Genomic DNA, 17,007 nt, shown 5'->3' with positions numbered 1-17,007 from the left:
CGACGGCGCGAGCGAGGGCGTCCGGGTCGGTGACGGTCCCGAGCACGTCGGCGACGCCCGGCACCCCGGACGGACGGCGCTGGAACGTCCGGACCTCGTTCCCGGCGTCCCGTACGGCGGCCGCGGTCGCCTGTCCGAGGAAGCCGCTGGCACCCGTGACCAGGACCTTCACGAGCGGCCCCGCTCCGTACGACCTCGCGCGACGTCGCCGGTCACGGTCGGACCATCCGCCCACCCGCGAGCACGGACGACGCCCACCGGCCCAGCCGGGTCCGGTCGACCTTCGAGTTGTGCCGGACGTCGGTCGGCAGCACGGGCACGACGAGCACCGCCGCCACGGGGACCCCGGCGGCGGCGCGCACCGCGGACGCCAGCGACGGCGACGCGAGGCCGGGTCGCCGCTGCGCGGGATCGGTCTCGACGACGGCGACCACCTGCTGGGTGCCGGCCGGCCCGATGCCCGTGACGCCGACCCGACGGACCCCGGCGACGCGCTCGATCCGCTGCTCGGGCCCGACCGGGGTGACCACCCCGTCCGGTGTCGTCACCACGTGCTGCAGCCGCCCCTCGACCCAGAGCCGTCCGGCGTCGTCGAGGTGTCCGACGTCGCCCGTCCGGTGTCCGCGCGGGTCCCTGACACCGAGCCGCGAGGCCCGGTCGGTCCGCCAGAGCCGGTCGTAGTGGTCGCGGACGTGCGGGGCGGCGACGACGATCTCGCCGGTCACCCCCGGTGCGTCGGTGAGTGCGCCGGTCGCGGCTCCGGCGGCGTCGAGCGGGGCGATCCGGACCGTGACCCCGGCGGCGGGCACCCCTACGCAGACGCCCGACGCGTCGACCGCTCCCGCCGCTCGGACCCCGTCGAGGTCCACGTCGGTCATGAGCAGCCCCTCGGTCATCCCGTAGGGCGTGTGCGCCGTCGCGTTCGGCATCAGCTCGGTCGCCGCGGCGAGGAGCGAGTCGGAGACCGGCGCTCCCGCGGAGAGGAACAGCGCGACACGACGCAGCGCCGTGCGGTCGGCCTCGGTCAGCTGGGACGCGGTCGCCACGACGTTCGCGATGGCGGCCGGCGACAGGAAGACGACGGTGGCGTCCGCAGCGGCGACGGCCCGGGCCACCGCGGTCGCCGTGAGGGTCCGGGGTGCGGTGACGTCCATGTCCGGTGCCACCGACCGCGCGCCGAGTGCCGGCCCGAGGAGCGCGAACGGTGCGAAGCCCGCGACGAGTCCGGTGCCGACGCCGACGCCGTACTGCGTGGCGAGGGCGTCCCGGACGGCGGCGAGCTGCCGGTGCGTGTACACGACACCCTTCGCCGGTCCGGTCGACCCGGAGGTGAAGAGCACCGCCGCGGTCGCGTCCGCCGACGGTGCGTCCGGCAGGGCGCCCCCCGCGGCGAGTCGTCCGGCGCCGACACGGGCGACCTCGGCGAGCGTGTGCGACACCCCGAGGGCCCGACGTGCGGCTGCGGGGAGCGCGAGGGTCGCGATGCGACGGCCAGGCCACCCGAGCGCACGTGACGCGGTGAGCCCCGGCAGCGCACCGATGATCCAGTCCGGTCGCGCGCCCCTGACGGCCCGCGTGAGACCACGGATCCCGAGTCCGGCGTCCGCCACCACCACGACGGCACCGATGCGCACGCTCGCGTACAGCACGGCGGTCAGGTCGGCACCCGGCGTCACGAGCAGCGAGACCCGGTCCCCTGCGCGGACGCCGATGACGGCGAGGCCCGCGGCGATCTCGTCCACGCGGCGTGCGAGCAGTCGCCAGCTCACGGTCCGGACCCCGCCCGGCGCCGCCATCTCGACGAGTGCGGGTCCGTCGTCGTCGCGCAGGTCCTCGAGCGCGGCCCACAGCGGGCGGCTCACGTCCGTCGCACGCTCGACAGCGGCCGGGAGGAGGGCCCCACCAGCCGGTTCCGGCGCACCGCGGCGGCGGGGCGACGGCCGTGACTGGAGGGGCGGCTCGGCCCGGGTGGGCACGATCCCCTCCGGCAGGCGGTCCCCCAGCCAGTCGGTGACCGTCCCGGCGACGTCGACGTCCTCCGGCAGCAGGTGCCCGGCGCCCTCGAAGCGGTGCACGTCGGCGTGCGGGAGGCGTCGGAGCAGGTCGTCGAGGTAGCGCTCGAGGAACACCGGGTCGCGCGGGCCCCACATGAGCAGGGCGGGGACGTCGATCGCGGCGACCCCCGCGGCGATCCGGTCGAGCTCCGGTGCCGAGGCGTGGTCGGCGTCGACGGGGATGTCCGCCACGAACCCGCCGATGCCGCCACGTCGTGCGGCGCCGCGGTAGGGCACGCGGAAGGCGTCGGCGACGGGGCGGTCGAGCCCCGGGTGCGCGATCGCCAGGGTGGTCTCGAGGAACGCGGGCGTCAGGACGGTCGCCCGGCCGAGCATCCCCGGCCCGAGCGCGAGCCGCAGCGGCGCGGGGATCGGGGCGTCGGCGGGCTGGTGCACCGCGGTGTTGCACGTCGCGACGCCCACGACGAGGTCCGGGTGGTCGACCGCCCACCCGAGCGACACCACCCCGCCCCAGTCGTGGCCGAGCGTGACGACGGGCCCGGTCAGCCCGAGCTCGTCGGTCAGCGCTCCGAGGTCGGCCACACGCTGCGCGAGCGCACGCTGCGTGCCCGTGCGCTCCGAGAACCCCATGTCGAGCTGGTCGACCGCGACGACCCGCCACGCCGGACCACCGGCGCGGGCGACGTCGAGCGTGCGCTGCGCGACCGAACGCCAGAGGTACGACCACGTGGGGTTGCCGTGCACGCAGAGCAGGGTGCCCACCGGACGCGCGCCGAGCGCGTCGAGGGAACCGGCCGTGTCGAGGAGGTGCCAGGTGCGCTCGTGGCGATCCGTGCCTCCCGGCCGGTCCTCCGCACCACCGGGCACGGTGACCAGTCGCGACCAGGCCGGGTCGAGACCGGGCAGAGGCGGCGGGAGCGTCGCCGGCGCGGTGGTGGCAGCGACGCGAGGGAGGCCGGACCTCACCAGTGCAGTTCCAGCATCGCGGTGTTGATGCCGGAGCCGACGCCGCCGAGGAACACCCGGTCGCCCGTGCGGATCGATCCCTTCGCGACCTCGTCCGCCAGGGTGATCGGGATCGAGGCCGGGCCGACGTTGCCGAAGCGCTCGTACGTCGTCGGCACCTTCGACCGCGGGACCCCGATCGCGTTCACGAACGCGTTGGTGTGCACGTCCGAGACCTGGTGCAGCACGTAACGGTCCATGTCGGACCAGTCGAAGTGCGCCTTGGCCTCGTTCCAGGCCTCGACCACGAGCTCCATGCCGCCCTTGAGCAGCATCTTGGCGTCGGTGAACATGCCGTCCGGGCTGCCGACGCACAGGTCGTACCACTGGGTCGCCGCCCGCGTCACGCCGCCGATCAGCCGGTGGCCGGTCGGGTGGGCGTCGGTCCGGCCGAGCACGGCCGCCGCGGCACCGGACCCGAGGGTCAGGCTCGCGAACTCGCTCATGAAGTCCTTGCGGTTCCGGCCGCCCTGGTTGAGCCGGGCGATGGTGTTGAGCTGCACCTGGTCGGCGTCCTCGCCGTCCACGATGAGCGCGTACCGGATCTGCCCGGAGTCGATCATGCCCGCCGCGACGCTCATGGCGTTGACGAACCCGAGGCACGCGTTCGCGATGTCGAAGTTGATCGCCGACGACGGCAGCCCGAGGCCGTGGTGCAGTCGGACCGCGACGCTCGGCTCGAGGTGCGGACGGGTCACCGAGGTGTTGATGAGCAGCCCGATGTCGTGCGGCTGGACGCCCGCCTCCGCCATGGCACGGCGGCCGGCGTCGATCGCGGCCTCGTGGAAGGTCTGGCCCTCGCCCCAGTTCCGACGCTCCTTCACACCCGCCACGCGTTCGAGCAGACCGGTCGGCAGGCGGAGGCGACGGAGGGCACCGCGGAGGCGCTCCTCGATGTCGGCGGAGGTGGTCACGCGGTCCGCGGTGGTCGTCGCGACCGACAGCAACGAGACGTTGCGGTGCTTCGCGGTGGCGTTGCCGGGTCGCGCTGTCTCCGCTTCGGACGTCGGGTCGACGGGGCGGTCAGCGAGGATGGTCACCGGCTCATCATTCCGCACAAGTGCTGGACGTGCGGTCCGGGTGCCCTGCACGCGCACTAGGACTGCTCGGTGACGGCGTCCTTCGGCAGCTTCCGGACCTTGCTCCGACGCTTCCGGCGGTCCGGGATCATCGAACGCATCTCCTCGAGCTTGCCGAAGCAGAGCAGCCGGTCGGACGCCTGCAGTTCGACGCCACTGCGGGGGTTCGGGATCACCGAGGCCCCCCGGTGCAGCGTGAGGACGGTGATGTCGCGGTCCCAGAGCCCGGACTCCTTGATCGTCTTGCCCACGAGGTCGGCGTTCGTGTGCACGAGGAGCTCGGCGACGCCGTAGCCCGTCGACACGCTGAGGCGCTGCCGGACGTCGATCTCGGGGAACGCGACCTGGTTGCCGATGAAGTCGATGATCGCGCCGGCGACGTCGAGGCCCGTGGCGCGTTCGATGCCCTCGAGCCCCGGTGACGAGTTGACCTCCATGACCAGCGGCCCGTCGTTGCCCTCGAGCATGTCGACGCCGGCGACCCGGAGCCCCATGATCTGCGCCGAACGGACCGCCGCCTCCTCGTACTCGGGCGTCAGCGTGACCTTCTCGACGGTGCCGCCACGGTGCACGTTCGAGCGGAACTCGTCGCCGGACGCGCTGCGGCGCATCGCGGCGACGACACGGTCGCCGACGACGAGCGCCCGGATGTCCTTGCCGCGGCTCTCCGAGACGAAGGACTGGATGAGGACGTTCTGCTTGGTGGAGTGCAGCGTCTCGACGATCGACTCGGCGACCTTCGCCTCGGGCGCGAGGATCACGCCGATGCCCTGCGTCCCCTCGAGCAGCTTGATGACGACCGGTGCGCCGCCGACACGGTCGATCGCGCCACGGACGTCGGCCCGGCTGTTCACGAACGTCGTCGCCGGCATGCCGATGTGGTGCCGCGACAGGATCTGGTTCGCCCGGAGCTTGTCGCGCGAGTTCGTGATGCCCGTGGCCGTGTTCGGTGTGTAGACGTCCATCTGCTCGAACTGGCGCACGACCGCGGTGCCGTAGTACGTGATCGAGTTCCCGATGCGCGGCAGCACGGCGTCGTAGTCGCTGAGCAGCTTGCCGCGGTAGAGCAGGTCCGGTTCGTCGGCGGTCAGGTCGATCGCGAACCGCAGCGTGTTCAGCACCTTGACGTCGTGCCCGCGGTCGATCGCCGCGGCGCGGAGACGCTGGGTCGAGTACGCGTGCGGGGCGCGCGACAGGATGGCGAGTTTCATCGGTTGGGGGCTCCGCTGGGTGATCGGGGTATCGACGGCGACGCTCCATCAAAGCATGCGACAGGATGGGCACATGAGCCGCACCCCGACGATCGCAGGTTGGCGTGAGTGGGCTGCCCTGCCAGGGCTCGCGCTGCCGTGGATCAAGGTCAAGCTCGACACCGGCGCCCGGAGCTCGGCGCTGCATGCGTTCGACCTCGAGGAACTCCCGGGCGACCGGGTCCGCTTCTCGGTGCACCCGTGGCAGGACACCGACGCCGACGCGGTCACGGTCGAGTGCGACATCCACGACCGCCGGACCATCCGGAGTTCCACCGGCCACACCCAGGAGCGCATCGTCATCCTCACGCCGATCACGCTGCACGAGCAGACGGTGGACGCCGAGGTCACGCTGAGCAACCGCGACCAGATGGGCTTCCGCATGCTCGTCGGCCGCGAGGCCCTGCGGCAGGGGTTCCTCGTCGACCCCGCTCGTTCGTTCCTCGGTGGTCGTGCGCCCAAGGCGATCCGACGCCGCAACAGAGGCCGCGCGTGACCGTGCCTGGGTGGACGCGATGCGCGCGGACTGGGTCGAGGTGTCGACGGACGGTCCGTTCCGGCGGTACGGCCTCGCGGTCTGGGACGGCCCGGGCGACGCATGGCGCCTCGACGGTCGGTACGGCCAGTACGTCGTCGTGGACCAGTCCCGCGACGCCGTGGTCACGGTGACGGCACACGAGGAGATGAACGACCACCGGCTGGCCGAACTCGCGGTGTCCTCGCTCCGGGCGACCTGACAGGGCGCCCGAGGTGCGCGTTCCGGCGGACGCGACGACGGTCCGTTCCGATCAGTACCTGGCAGTCCCGGTGCGCGGACCCCGGGCACCGGAACCGCCAGGACGGGACGAGCGGGCACCGGCACCATGACGTTGCGTGACGCGGGCCGTCCCGCGCCGGTTCCAACGTGCCTACGCTCCATCCACCGGCGCCGCAGCCGGCACCCGACACGAGGAGCCCGACCGTGACCGACCAGACCATCGCCCGCCAGGTGGAGACGTTCAACGAGGGCTTCACCGCCCAGATCGGCCCGGAGCTCTCCGCGGTGTTCGACGGCGAACAGCGAGACCTGCGCGACGCGGGCGTCCCCGACGGCGTGGTGGCCGTGGGCGATGCCGCTCCGGACGCCCCGCTCGTCACCCCGACCGGCGACACCACCTCGTTCGCCGAGGCCCGTGGGACCGCACCGACCGTCGTCGTCTTCTACCGGGGTGCCTGGTGCCCCTACTGCAACATCACGCTCCGCACGTACCAGCAGGAGCTCCTCCCTGCGCTGCAGGAGCGCGGGGTCCAGCTGGTCGCCGTGTCGCCCCAGACGCCGGAGGCCGCCGAACAGTCGATCGCGAACGGCGAGCTGGCGTTCCCGGTGCTGACCGACCCCGGGAACGTCCTGGCCGGGCGGTTCGGGATCGTGACCGAGCCCAGCGCCGCGGCTCGCGGTGCGCACACGCAGCTCGGGTTCGACGTCGCGGACAGCAACGCGGACGCGACGGCGGCGATCCCGTTCCCGTCGGTCTTCGTGATCGATGCCGAGGGCGTCGTCCGCTTCGCGGACGTCCACGTGGACTACACGACGCGCACCGAGGTGGCGACGGTCGTCGCAGCGGTCGACGACCTCCGGGTCACGACGGGCTGAGCGCACCCTCGCAGGGCGGCCCCGGCTGGCCGGCCCGTGTGGGCGGACGGGAGGCACTGCTCGCGTGTCGCGCGTGGCGGACGCGGGCCGTGCCTCCCGTCCGGCACCCGGGTCAGGCGTGCAGGTGCCGCGCGAGGAACGTGATCTGTGCCGGGGCCATGCGTCGCCAGAAGGCGGCATCGTGCGCGCCCGGTTCGAAGCCTCCCGTCGGCTTCGTGGTGAACCCGTCGACGTAGGTGCGGACGGCGGGTTCGAAGCCGTCGCCGTTGCCGACGTCGATCCGGACCGGGATGCCGTCGAGGTCGCGCTGTCGACCGAGGACGGTGTTCGCGCGGAAGTCCTCGGCGTCGTCGAACGCCCCACGGGCGGTGTCGCCGGCGCTGGTCCACAGTGCAGGGCTCAGTGCTGCGACGGCACGGACCCGCGAAGCCCCGAGGAGTCCGCCGAACCGGAGTGCGCCGTAGCCGCCCATCGAGTTCCCGGTGAAGGCCAGGCGCCCCGTGTCGTACCCGTGCTGCTCGAGCATCGGGACGAACTCGTCGAGGACCATCGCTCCGGGGTCGTCCCCGTCCGCCCGACGGTGCCAGTAGCGGTTGCCGCCGTCGACGCCGGCCACGGCGAACGGCGCCCCGCCGTGCGCGATGTGCTCCGCGAGGAAGCGGTCGTACCCGAGCCCGTTGCCGAAGAAGGTGCGGTGCGAGCCGCCGTAGCCGTGCAGGGCGACCGCGATCGGCAGCGGCTCGGACGACTCGGGCGCGGCGATGGTCCAGCCGACCGTTCGCCCGTCCCGGGCCTTCGACACGAACGAACCGGACGTCGTCGGGACCGGCGTGACGTCGGGGATCCTGCCGGGCTGCCCGTTCAGCCCGAGCGCGCGGTACATCGACGAGCGTCCCGGGAGCCAGCGCAGGTTGACGGCCTCGGCGACGGCCGCGGCCGCCACCACGGCGCCGCCGCCTGCGATCAGGGCGCGACGGGTGACTCGGGACGCGGTCGGCTGCACCTTCGGAGCGTACCGACGAGCGGTCCGGACGTGAGCGTGGTTCAGCCGGGTGTTCCGTGTGAGGTCTTCGAGGTCGTGCGCTCGGCGTGCGCGTGAACGACGGCGTCGGCGACGGCCCGAGCGGTCGCCGTGCCGGCCCGCCCGTCACGGAGCCGCATCGCGAGGGCGCCGGACACGACGAGCAACAGGTCCTCGGCGAGCGCGGGGGCATCGGACGCTCCGACGAGCGGCTCGGCGGCGGCGGTGAGGCGGTCCCGGAGGGTGTCGGTCTCGCGGGACAGCACGGCGCGGACCTCCTCGGGGGCGTCGGCCAGTTCGGCGGCGGTGCCGAGGAACGCACACCAGCGGGAGCCGGTCGGGGTCGAGCGGAACGCGTCGAGTGCGTCGAACACGGCGTCGAGCCGGGCCCGGTCGTCGCCGGCGGCGGCGAGGGCTCGGTCCCACGTGGCGGTCCACTCGTCGTGGCGGCGGTCGAGGGCCGCGGCGACGAGGGCCTCCTTGCTGCCCCACTCGCGGTAGAGCGTGGCGGATGAGACGCCGGCTCGGTCGAGGACGGCGTCGACCGGGGTGGCGGCGATGCCGTGCGTGAAGAACAGTTCCTCGGCGGCGTCGAGGAGCTTGCGCCGTGTCCCTGTGCGCATCGCCATGGGTGCAGCCTAGGCTCAGAGAAGTGAAACGATCGTTTTCGTTACGACGTGCCGTCCTCCTCGGCTCCGGACTCGCGCTCATCGCGGTGACGTACGGGTTGGTCCGGCTGGCGTTCGGGCTCTTCCTGCCCGACGTGCAGCGCGACCTCGACCTCGACGCTGCCGCCGCCGGGTGGGTGTCCGCCGGCGCGTCCGTGAGCTACTGCCTCGGGGCGCTGGCAGGGTTCGTGCTCGCTCGCGCACACGCCCGCGCACTCGTCGTCGCCGCCACCGTGACGGCCGCCGCGGGGGCGATCGGGATGGCGGCGGGCTCCGACGCAGTGGTGTTCTCGGTCGCGGCAGTGGTGGGCTCGGCGAGCGCCGGTCTGGCATCACCGGCGCTCGTGCGGCTCGTCGAGGAGCGGGTGTCCGGGTCCGGTCGCGTCCGGGCGCAGGCGTTCGTGAACGCGGGGACCGGCCCGGGGCTGGTCGTCGCAGGGGTGCTCGCGCTCCTGCTCCTGCCCGACTGGCGGACGGCGTGGGCGGTGTCCGGTGTCGCGGCGGCGCTCGTCGGTGCGGCGGTGCTCGTCGGTGCCGGACGTCGCGACGAGCACGACAGCGGTCGGGGGCGCCCGACGCCGGGGCGTCGGTGGTCCCGAGCGCACGTCCGGCTGCTCGTCGTCGCCCTGCTCTACGGCGTCGGGACCGCGAGCGTGTGGACCTTCGGTCGGTCGACGCTCGTCGACGCCGGGGCTTCGACCGTGACCTCGGTGCTGCTGTGGGTCGCTGTCGGGGTCGGTGGCGCTGCGGTCACGGTGACGAGCCGTTGGACGGCAGGACTCCGAGCGCGGACGCTGTGGCTGGTGACGACCCTCGTCACGGCGGCCGCGGTCGCCGCCGAGGGGCTCGTCCCCTCATCCGGCGCGGTGTCCCTCGCGGCCGGCGTGGTCTTCGGGTGGGCGTACACGGCCGCGACCGGGGCGCTCATCGCGTGGACGACGGAGATCGCCTCCGAGCACGCCGCGGCGGGTACGTCGGTGCTGTTCGTCGTGCTCGTCCTGGGGCAGGCGGTGGGGGCGGCCGGCCTGGGGACCGTGCTCGACGCTGTGGGTCCGGCGGTGGCGTTCTTGCTCGCTGCGGTGGTCACCGCCACCGGTGCCGTGGGGTCGTGCCGGTGGGGTCGGTCACAGGAGCGGGCGGAGCTCGACCTTCCGGTTGCAGGCGCGTGACGCCTCGGTCGCGATCTGCTCGGCAGTCCGCTGGTCGGGCAGGTCGAGGACCCAGAAGCCCGCGACGTACTCCGTCGTGTCGACCGCCGGACCCCGTCGGAAGCTCGGCTCGGCTCCACGGCCGTCGACGACCGTCGCGTCGGAGGGGGCCGAGACACCGGCCGCGAGGACGATCCAGCCATCGGCGTCGAGTCGCTCGTTGAGGGCGTCGATCGCTGCCGCCTCGGCCTCGGTCGCCGACTCGGTGCGACCGGCGGCGGCAGCCTGACCGTCGTCGATGACGTTGATGAGGAACCGCATCGTGCCTCCAGGCTCAGCTGGCCCGGAGACTACGCCCGGCCGGAGAGCGGCGTTCGGTACCGTGGACGCATGGGGGCGACGACGGGCGAGTGGTCACGACTGCCGGTGGGCCGGACCGAGCTGCGGCAGGACGCCGTGCTCGCAGGCTCACTGGCGCTCGGCATGGCCACCACGGTGACGCTGTACGGGGCGTCGGGCGCGTACGACGACGACCAGGCCGCGTGGTGGGTGTCCGCGCTCATGGTGCTCGCGAACACCGTGCCGATCGCGTTCCGGCGGCGCTGGCCGATGTCGGTCCTCGTGGTCGTCGCGCTCGCCTTCGTCGGCACGGCGCTCCTGCACGTACCGGAGCTCTTCGTCGTCAACTTCACGCTGTTCATCGCGATCTACACGGTCGGCGCCTGGTGCTCTGACCGGGTCCGCGCCGAGGCGGTGCGCTGGGTGGTGATCGGCGGCATGTTCGCGTGGTTGTTCCTCGCGATCGTGTTCGGGTGGGCGGTGCCGACCTCGCTGCCGAACGACGGCGACGCCGTCATCCCGCCGTACATCGCGTACTCGCTCCTCAACGTCCTCATCAACGTCGTGTACTTCGGGGCTGCCTGGTACGCCGGCAACCGGGCCTGGAGCGCCGCGGTCGCCCGGCACGAGCTCGACCTGCGGACCGCCGAACTCACCGCGGAGCGCGAACGCTCGGCCGCGCAGGCCATCACGCTCGAACGCGTCCGGATCGCCCGCGAACTGCACGACGTCGTCGCCCACCACGTGGCGTTGATGGGTGTGCAGGCCGGCGCCGCACGCCGCGTGCTCGGGCGCGACCCGGAGCAGGCCGCGACGTCGCTGTCGGTGGTCGAGGACAGCGCCCGCACCGCCGTCGAGGAGCTCCGGCGGATGCTCGGCACCCTGCGCTCGCACGAGCCGGGCGACGGCCCGGACGACGACGCGGCCCGTACGCCCGTCGGCGCCGCGCCGAGCACCGAGGGCATCAGCCGGATCGCGGAGGTCGTCGAGGCGGCACGGACCGCTGGCCACCCGGCTGACTGGTCCGTCGTCGGCGAGGAGCGTCCCGTACCGCCGACGGTCGCCGCCGTCGCCTTCCGGGTCGCGCAGGAGGCCGTGACGAACGTCCTCAAGCACGCCGGGAACGGAGCCCGCACGGACGTCCGGCTCCGTTACCTGGCGGATGCCGTCGAGGTCGAGGTCACCGACGACGGCCGTGGCGGCGCACAGGACACGACCGGCAGCAGCCTGGGCCACGTCGGGATGCGGGAACGGGTCGCCGCGGTCGGCGGGACCGTCGAGATCGGGCCGCGCGCCCGGGGAGGGTACCTGGTGCGTGCATGGCTGCCGACGACCTGACCATCGTGCTGGCGGACGACCAGGACCTGGTCCGGGCCGGCTTCACGGTCATCCTCGAGTCCGAACCGGGCTTCCGCGTCGTGGGCGAGGCGGCCGACGGGGCCGAGGCGGTCGACGCGGTCGTGCGGCTCCGACCCGATGTCGTGTGCCTCGACGTGCAGATGCCCGGGGTCGACGGCCTCGAGGCCGCCCGCCGCATCGCCGCCCTCGACGACCCGCCCGCGGTGCTCGTGCTCACCACGTTCGACCACGACGACGCGCTCTTCCAGGCGCTCGAGGCCGGCGCGAGCGGGTTCCTGCTGAAGAACGCCTCCCCCGAACAGTTGATCGAGGCCGTGCGCACGGTCGCGGCCGGGGACGCCCTGCTCGCGCCGGACGTCACCCGCCGGGTGATCAGCCGGGCCACCGCCGCGCCGGTCCAGACCCCGGCCACACCGGTCGACACCACCGCGACCGCCGCAGCTGCCGTCGCCGACGCCGGCCTGACCGAGCGCGAGGCCGAGGTGCTCCGGCTGCTCGCCCGGGGACTGAGCAACGCCGAGATCGCCCGCGAGCTGTTCGTCGGCGACGCCACCGTCAAGACGCACGTGTCGAACGTGCTGCAGAAGCTGGCGCTCCGCGACCGCATCCAGGCCGTGGTCTGGGCGTTCGAGCACGGCGTCGCCGGGTAGGGCTCAGTCGCGCTTCGCGCAGGTGACCGTGGCGGCGCTCTGACCGGAGACGTTGTCCGGCAGCGGCGCCGAGGAGGTCCGCGGGGCGCTCGGTGTGCCGGCCGGGGCTGACGCCGAACCGGACGAGGTCCCGCCCGACGACGAGCCCGAGCCCGAGGACGGGGCCCCCGACGGCGAACCGGACCCTGATGAGCCGGACCCGGATCCGGATCCGGATCCGGATCCGGTTCCGGTGGACGGGGAAGCACTCGCGTTCGGGTCCTTGACCGCCGAACGACCGAGGCTGTCCTCGCCGAGCACGACCGGCTCGTTCGCCTTGAGCACCGCGTTGAGCTGGGCCGCCGCGTCCTCGGAGACGATCACGCGGTTCGTGTCCGCGGGGTCGTCGGCGACCGGGTACTGGACGAAGACCATCTGGGACAGTCCGACGTTCTGCACCGCCAGCGCCATGCGGGCCAGCGTCGTCGGGTCGGCGAGGGTGTCCGACAGCGTCATGTGCTTCGCCGCCGTCTCCGCGAGCCGCAGCACCCGCGCCGGGTTCGTCAGGGTCCCCGCGGACACCGTCTGCCGGGCCAGGGCGGACATGAACGTCTGCTGGTTGCTGATCCGGCCGAGGTCGCTCCGGTCGCCGACACCGTGCCGGGAACGGAGGAAGGCCGCGGCCTCGGCTCCGGACAGCTCCTGGTTCCCGGCCGGAAGGTCGAGGGCCGGGGAGACGTCGGTGTCCACGATCGGGGTCGCGAGGCAGACCTCGACCCCGCCGACCGCGTTCGCCATGGAGACGACGCCGTCGAAGGTGATCATGCCGGCGTAGGGGATCTGCAGCCCGGTGAGGTCCGAGATCGTCTTCGCGACGCACCCCAGACCGTGCTTCTCGCCGCCGCGCGACAGGGCCGTGTTGAGCATCGCCGCATCGGTCGCCGGGGTGACCGATCCGCTGTCGTTCGTGCACGCCGGAATCGGGATGACGAGGTCGCGGGGGAAGCTGACGACGGCCATGTTCGTGTGGTCCGCGGAGATGTGCACGAGCAGCGTGGTGTCGTTGTTGCCCACGCCGGAGCTCGCCCGACGACTGACCGGGTCGTCGAAGCCGGCGCCCTGGCCGTCCCGGGTGTCGGTCGCGACGAGGAGCATGTTGACCTCGCCGGACTGCGCGGTCAGCTCTGGGGCCGCCTTCGCCGTCGTGCCGGGCATCGCGAGCGACACCGGCGGCTTGGCCTGGCTCACGACCTGGTAGGAGGCGATCGCGGCGACCGATCCCGCACCGACCACGGCGACCGCGGCGGCCATCGCGACGACGCGGGCGGCGAACCCGATCGGGCTGCGCGGCGCGAGGCGTCCGTGTTGCACGGCCCGCGCCGGACGGTCGGCGTCGGGCTGGTCCTGCTGCTCGGTCACGTGCTCCCCCTCGACGGTGCTGCGCCCGGTCGGGAGACGGGCGGGCCGCGCCTTGCGCACGGCGGCGCACCCCTGTCGGGCAGGAGCGCGGTCGCCGCATCGTACCGACGGACGCCGTCGGATCGCTGGGACGTGCCCGCCGTCCGTCGCGCGACACCCCGGCATCTCCCCCGTACGGCGGAGGCGGCCGCCCCGGGAAGTACCGCCGACAGCCGGAGGCGAGCCGGGCCTCCCGGCAAATAGCGTCGAGACGTCGGCGAGGTGCGTCGACGGAAGGGGAACCAGCGATGCTCACCATCGAGGGCGTGACGAAGCGCTTCGGCGAGCGCCGGGTCCTGGACGACGTCGGGTTCGACGTCGGCCGCGGACGCCTCACCGGCTTCGTCGGCGGCAACGGCGCCGGCAAGACCACGACCATGCGCATCCTGCTCGGGGTGCTCGAGCCCGACGCGGGGACGGTGTCGATCGACGGCAGCGCCATCGGTCCGGCGGACCGGAAGCGGTTCGGGTACATGCCCGAGGAACGCGGCCTGTACCCGAAGATGCGGGTCGCCGAGCAGATCACCTACCTGGCCCGGCTGCACGGCGTCGGGAAGCGCGAGGCCGCCGACCGGACCGGGCAGCTGCTGGAGCGCCTCGAACTCGGGAAGCACGCCGACGACGAGGTCGAGAAGCTGTCGCTCGGCAACCAGCAGCGCGTGCAGGTCGCCGCGGCGCTGGCACACGACCCCGAGGTGCTCGTCCTGGACGAGCCGTTCTCGGGCCTCGACCCGATGGCCGTGGACGTCGTGCTCGGCGTCCTGCGCGAGGCGGCGGGCCAGGGTGTGCCGGTGCTGTTCTCGAGCCACCAGCTCGACGTGGTGGAGCGGCTGTGCGACGACGTCGTCGTGATCGCCGACGGGCGGATCCGGGCGTCCGGCCCGCAGGATGACCTCCGGCGGCAGGCCGGCCCGCCGGCGTGGGAGCTGCTCGTCGACGGCGACGTCGCCTGGCTCCGCGACGAGCCGGGGGTGACAGTCCGCGAGTTCGACGGCGGGTACGCCGTGTTCGAGGCGTCGGACGCGGTCGCCCAGTCCGTCCTGCAGCGTGCGGTGTCGTCCGGCACCGTCGGTTCGTTCGCTCCCCGGGTCCCCCGGCTGAGCGAGGTCTTCCGGGAGGTCATCCGGTGAACGGTCCGTCCGTGTCCGCGTCGTTCGTGTCCGCCGTCCGGCTCGTCAGCGCCCGGGAGATCCAGGCGCGCGTCCGGAGCAAGGCCTTCATCGTCTCGGCGCTCATCCTCGTCGTCATGGTCGTCGCGTCCATCGTGGTCGCCGGCGTCGTCGGCAACGCCACGTCCGACGACAGGACGCCGGTGGCGGTCGCGGAGGGCGTCAGCCTGCCGTCGTCCGACGGCCTCGACGTCACCCCGACCGCGACGACCGCGGCGGCGGAGCGCCTCGTCCGGAGCGGGGACGTCGACGCGGCGATCGTGCCGTCCGACGACGCGCTCGGCTTCCAGGTCGTCGGGCTCGACTCCGCCCCGACCGGCGTCGTCCAGGCGCTCAGCGTCTCCCCGACCGTGGAGCTGCTCGACCCGGACGCACTGCCGGAGGGCCTGGTGTACATCGTCGCGCTGGCGTTCGGTGTCGTGTTCTTCGCCTCGGCCGTGACGTTCGGGCAGTCGATCGCGCAGAGCGTCGTGGAGGAGAAGTCGACCCGCGTCGTCGAGATCCTGATGGCGGCGATCCCGGCCCGTGCGCTGCTCGCGGGCAAGGTGCTCGGCAACAGCATCATGGCGTTCGCGCAGATCGTGGCGGTGGCGATCGCGGCGACCATCGCGCTCGCCCTGACCGGCCAGGACAACCTGTTCACGCTGCTCGGCCCGAGCATGCTGTGGTTCGTCGGCTTCTTCGCGATCGGGTTCGTGCTCATCGCGTCGCTGTTCGCCGCGTCCGCGGTGCTCGTGTCGCGGCAGGAGGACGTCGGCAGCGTCACGACGCCGGTGATGATGCTCGTGATGATCCCCTACGTGCTGATCATCGTCGCGTACTCGAACCCGACGATCCTCGGCGTCATGTCGTACGTGCCGTTCAGCGCGGCGATCGGGATGCCGATGCGGATCTTCCTCGGCTCGGTCGAGTGGTGGGAGCCGGTGCTGTCGCTCCTGGTGCTCCTCGCATCGGTGGTCGTGGTCATCCTCGTCGGCGCGCGCATCTACGAGAACGCGCTGCTCCGGACCGGCGGTCGCGTGAAGCTGTCGGAGGCGATCCGCGGCTGACGCCGCGATGCCGGACGGGAGGCCCGGATCACGTGAGCAGGTGCGCTCACGTGATCCGGGCCTCCGGTCCGTCGGGCGGGTACCCGGCTCAGGCCGGGAAGGCGCGGAGCGCGCGCTCGACGACCGCCGCGAGCGCGGCGCGCGGTGCGCCGCCGCTCGCCTGCACGGCCAGTCCGGCCGACACCGTCGACACGTACTTCGCGAGTTCGACGGGGTCCTCGGTGTCGGGGAGATCGCCGTCCTCGACCGCACGACGGAACCGCTCGACGAACCGCTGCTCACCGCCGGCCCGGCTCTCGGCGAGGAAGTCGACGATGCGCTGGTCGCCCTCGCCGGCGGCCAGGCCGCCCTGGATGGACAGGCACCCGGCAGGCCGCCCAGGGGTGGTCACCGCGGCGACGTTGCTGCGGAGGTAGTGCTCGGCCACGGCGCGGGCGGTCGGCTCGGCGAGGGCGTCCCCGACGTAGGCCATCTCGACCTCGGCGTAGCGCCCGATCGCCTTCTTGAAGGTCTCCTCCTTGTTGCCGAACGCGGCGTAGAGGCTCGGCCGGTTGATGCCCATCGCGCCCGTCAGGTCGTCGAGGCTCGTCCCCTCGTAGCCCTGCCGCCAGAACACGTCGACCGCACGGTCGAGGGCGGCGTCCGCGTCGAAGGACCGTGGTCGTCCACGAGTGGCCATGCGCACACCTTCCCTTTCTGTACCGCTCGGACCACAATAGCCCCGTCAGACCGAGAGGAACCCGCATGCCCACCGTCCACGAACTGCTCGACGCCAACCTCCACGAGGTCTTCGGCAACCGCGACGCCGATGCCCGACGCGCCGCCGCGGAGCGCATCTACTCCCCCGACGTCGTGTTCGTCGACCCGGAGGGCGAGAACGACGGACGGGAGGCACTGCTCGCGAAGGCCGCGGAGCTCCTCGGCCAGGTCCCCGACCCCTTCGTGTTCGCCGCGGATGGCCCGCACTACGCATCCGAGGACACCGGCGCCCTGGCGTGGGCACTCGGCCCGGCGGGCGCACCCGAGGTCCGGGGCATCGACGTCGTCACCGTCGCGGACGGTCGGATCACGCAGGTGCGGACGTTCTTCCTGAGCGCCTGACAACCCACTTCCTTACTGTTCGGTACAGATTTGACAAGTGCGCCGGACAGGTCTACGTTCCACTTCTGTACCGAACAGTAAGGA

18 protein-coding genes are annotated in these 17,007 nt (G+C 73.1%); 9 read left to right on the top strand and 9 right to left on the bottom strand.

What is annotated here, in order from left to right:
* The 4 genes from NS184_RS00985 to rimK form a co-directional block, all read right to left on the bottom strand.
* Positions 1-172, bottom strand: a 172-nt coding sequence (locus NS184_RS00985) for an NAD-dependent epimerase/dehydratase family protein (RefSeq protein WP_152997986.1), incomplete at its 3' end; no start/stop codon positions are given.
* Between the two features lie 40 nt (positions 173-212).
* Positions 213-2,981: an alpha/beta fold hydrolase gene (locus tag NS184_RS00980; RefSeq protein WP_058724282.1), complete on the bottom strand. Its 2,769-nt coding sequence runs from the start codon at positions 2,979-2,981 to the stop codon at positions 213-215.
* Positions 2,978-4,060 (bottom strand): 3-oxoacyl-ACP synthase III, encoded by a 1,083-nt coding sequence (locus NS184_RS00975; RefSeq protein WP_193750358.1) that lies wholly within the window; start codon positions 4,058-4,060, stop codon positions 2,978-2,980. The genes NS184_RS00980 and NS184_RS00975 overlap by 4 nt, the downstream gene beginning before the upstream one ends.
* A gap of 56 nt (positions 4,061-4,116) precedes the next feature.
* A complete protein-coding gene (gene rimK, locus NS184_RS00970) occupies positions 4,117-5,310 on the bottom strand; it encodes a 30S ribosomal protein S6--L-glutamate ligase (protein ID WP_058724281.1) in 1,194 nt (397 codons plus the stop codon).
* Between the two features lie 73 nt (positions 5,311-5,383).
* Between rimK and NS184_RS00965 the strand changes: the two genes are divergently transcribed.
* The 3 genes from NS184_RS00965 (at position 5,384) to NS184_RS00955 (ending at position 6,982) form a co-directional block, all read left to right on the top strand.
* Entirely contained in the window at positions 5,384-5,845 is a 462-nt protein-coding gene (locus tag NS184_RS00965) for an ATP-dependent zinc protease family protein (protein ID WP_058724280.1), read from the top strand.
* A 10-nt stretch (positions 5,846-5,855) separates the two neighbouring features.
* Positions 5,856-6,086, top strand: coding sequence for a hypothetical protein (locus tag NS184_RS00960; protein WP_058724279.1), 231 nt, complete (start codon positions 5,856-5,858; stop codon positions 6,084-6,086).
* 224 nt (positions 6,087-6,310) lie between these two features.
* The gene (locus tag NS184_RS00955) at positions 6,311-6,982 is read left to right on the top strand and encodes a peroxiredoxin-like family protein (protein WP_058724278.1); all 672 of its coding nucleotides are present in this window, start codon (positions 6,311-6,313) and stop codon (positions 6,980-6,982) included.
* 112 nt (positions 6,983-7,094) lie between these two features.
* On the opposite strand, the gene NS184_RS00950 is transcribed toward NS184_RS00955, so the two are convergent.
* The gene (locus NS184_RS00950; protein WP_058724277.1) at positions 7,095-7,985 is read right to left on the bottom strand and encodes an alpha/beta hydrolase; all 891 of its coding nucleotides are present in this window, start codon (positions 7,983-7,985) and stop codon (positions 7,095-7,097) included.
* A 41-nt stretch (positions 7,986-8,026) separates the two neighbouring features.
* Entirely contained in the window at positions 8,027-8,632 is a 606-nt protein-coding gene (locus tag NS184_RS00945; protein ID WP_058724276.1) for a TetR/AcrR family transcriptional regulator, read from the bottom strand.
* 23 nt (positions 8,633-8,655) lie between these two features.
* On the opposite strand from NS184_RS00945, the gene NS184_RS00940 reads away from it, so the two are divergent.
* On the top strand, positions 8,656-9,840 hold the full coding sequence (locus NS184_RS00940) for an MFS transporter (RefSeq protein WP_193750357.1): 1,185 nt from the start codon (positions 8,656-8,658) through the stop codon (positions 9,838-9,840).
* Here NS184_RS00940 and NS184_RS00935 read toward each other — a convergent pair.
* A complete protein-coding gene (locus NS184_RS00935) occupies positions 9,796-10,140 on the bottom strand; it encodes a YciI family protein (protein WP_058724274.1) in 345 nt (114 codons plus the stop codon). The two genes, NS184_RS00940 and NS184_RS00935, sit on opposite strands and share 45 nt — an antisense overlap.
* A gap of 69 nt (positions 10,141-10,209) precedes the next feature.
* Between NS184_RS00935 and NS184_RS00930 the strand changes: the two genes are divergently transcribed.
* Both NS184_RS00930 and NS184_RS00925 read left to right on the top strand, forming a co-directional pair.
* On the top strand, positions 10,210-11,496 hold the full coding sequence (locus NS184_RS00930; protein WP_058724273.1) for a sensor histidine kinase: 1,287 nt from the start codon (positions 10,210-10,212) through the stop codon (positions 11,494-11,496).
* Positions 11,478-12,167: a response regulator gene (locus NS184_RS00925; RefSeq protein WP_058724272.1), complete on the top strand. Its 690-nt coding sequence runs from the start codon at positions 11,478-11,480 to the stop codon at positions 12,165-12,167. Before NS184_RS00930 ends, NS184_RS00925 begins: the two co-directional genes overlap by 19 nt.
* Before the next feature lie 3 nt (positions 12,168-12,170).
* Here the strand turns inward: NS184_RS00925 and NS184_RS00920 are convergent, their stop codons facing one another.
* The gene (locus NS184_RS00920) at positions 12,171-13,565 is read right to left on the bottom strand and encodes an LCP family protein (RefSeq protein ID WP_242862932.1); all 1,395 of its coding nucleotides are present in this window, start codon (positions 13,563-13,565) and stop codon (positions 12,171-12,173) included.
* Between the two features lie 287 nt (positions 13,566-13,852).
* Here NS184_RS00920 and NS184_RS00915 point away from each other — a divergent pair, with 287 nt between their 5' ends.
* Together NS184_RS00915 and NS184_RS00910 are read left to right on the top strand one after the other, a co-directional pair.
* The gene (locus tag NS184_RS00915; RefSeq protein WP_058724270.1) at positions 13,853-14,734 is read left to right on the top strand and encodes an ABC transporter ATP-binding protein; all 882 of its coding nucleotides are present in this window, start codon (positions 13,853-13,855) and stop codon (positions 14,732-14,734) included.
* An 11-nt stretch (positions 14,735-14,745) separates the two neighbouring features.
* Positions 14,746-15,822 carry an ABC transporter permease gene (locus NS184_RS00910; RefSeq protein ID WP_083513338.1) on the top strand — a complete coding sequence of 359 codons (1,077 nt, stop codon included), beginning with the start codon at positions 14,746-14,748 and terminating at the stop codon, positions 15,820-15,822.
* An 88-nt stretch (positions 15,823-15,910) separates the two neighbouring features.
* On the opposite strand, the gene NS184_RS00905 is transcribed toward NS184_RS00910, so the two are convergent.
* Positions 15,911-16,501, bottom strand: coding sequence for a TetR/AcrR family transcriptional regulator (locus NS184_RS00905; protein ID WP_058724268.1), 591 nt, complete (start codon positions 16,499-16,501; stop codon positions 15,911-15,913).
* 65 nt (positions 16,502-16,566) lie between these two features.
* Here NS184_RS00905 and NS184_RS00900 point away from each other — a divergent pair, with 65 nt between their 5' ends.
* Positions 16,567-16,923 carry a nuclear transport factor 2 family protein gene (locus NS184_RS00900; protein ID WP_058724267.1) on the top strand — a complete coding sequence of 119 codons (357 nt, stop codon included), beginning with the start codon at positions 16,567-16,569 and terminating at the stop codon, positions 16,921-16,923.
* The last annotated feature ends 84 nt before the right edge of the window (positions 16,924-17,007 follow it).

It is taken from the genome of Curtobacterium luteum, from assembly GCF_001475545.1.
Classification (GTDB): Bacteria; Actinomycetota; Actinomycetes; order Actinomycetales; family Microbacteriaceae; genus Curtobacterium; species Curtobacterium luteum_A.
The sequence above is the reverse complement of the archived record's forward strand: the minus strand, read 5'-3'. Positions and strand labels throughout refer to the sequence as shown.